The 1,308-nt window shown below is 62.2% G+C and carries 1 protein-coding gene; it reads left to right on the forward strand.

Features of this window, described 5'->3' with window-relative positions; genetic code table 11:
• On the forward strand, nt 1-1,308 hold a 1,308-nt coding region (locus tag ACIP1G_RS31830; RefSeq protein ID WP_400744590.1), incomplete at both ends, for an immunoglobulin-like domain-containing protein.

The raw sequence follows: 1,308 nt of genomic DNA on the forward strand, positions 1-1,308 counted from the left end.
CCGGCCAACGACGTCTACAACAACGGCTCGACCGTTAGCGTGACCATCGAAAGCGCCACGGGCGGTAACTTCGAGCAGCTGACGCCGAACCCGACCCCGGCGCAGACCGCGATCAACGATTCGACTGACAACACCACGGCGACCCTGACGGCGAGCCCGTCGGTCACCGAAGGTGGCGTGATCACCTACACCGTGACCCTGAGCAACCCAGCTCAGACGGCGGTGACTGTCACGCTGTCCAACGGCCAGACCATCACCGTTGAAGCCGGCAAAACCCAGGGCAGCGTCGACTTCCAGACCCCGGCTAACGATGTCTACAACAACGGTTCGACCGTTAGCGTGATCATCGAAAGCGCCACGGGCGGCAACTTCGAGCAACTGACGCCGAACCCAACGCCAGCGCAGACCGCGATCAACGATTCGACTGACAACACCACGGCGACCCTGACGGCGAGTCCGTCGGTCACGGAAGGTGGAGTGATCACTTACACCGTGACGCTGAGCAATCCAGCCCAGACCGCAGTGACCGTGGCCCTGTCCAACGGCCAGACCATTACCGTTGAAGCGGGCAAGACCCAGGGCAGCGTCGACTTCCAGACCCCGGCGAACGACGTTTACAACAACGGCTCGACCGTTAGCGTGACCATCGAGGGCGCCACGGGCGGTAACTTCGAGCAATTGACGCCGAACCCGACCCCGGCGCAGACGGCGATCAACGATTCGACCGATAACACCACCGCAACGCTGACCGCTTCGCCAAGCGTCACCGAAGGTGGCGTGATCACCTACACCGTGACCCTGAGCAATTCGGCGCAGACGGCGGTGACTGTCACGCTGTCCAACGGCCAGACCATCACCGTTGAAGCCGGCAAAACCCAGGGCAGTGTCGACTTCCAGACCCCGGCCAACGATGTCTACAACAACGGCTCGACCGTTAGCGTGACCATCGAAAGCGCCACAGGCGGTAACTTCGAGCAATTGACGCCGAACCCGACCCCGGCGCAGACGGCGATCAACGATTCGACCGATAACACCACCGCGACCCTGACGGCGAACCCGTCGGTGACCGAAGGTGGCGTGATCACTTACACCGTGACGCTGAGCAATCCAGCCCAGACCGCAGTGACCGTGACCCTGTCCAACGGCCAGACCATTACCGTCGAGGCTGGCAAGACCCAGGGCAGTGTTGATTTCCAGACCCCGGCCAATGACGTCTACAACAACGGCTCGACCGTTAGCGTGACCATCGAAAGCGCCACAGGCGGTAACTTCGAGCAATTGACGCCGAACCCGACCCCGGCGCAGACT

The sequence above is a fragment of the Pseudomonas sp. NPDC089392 genome, assembly GCF_044749595.1.
Lineage (GTDB): Bacteria > Pseudomonadota > Gammaproteobacteria > Pseudomonadales > Pseudomonadaceae > Aquipseudomonas.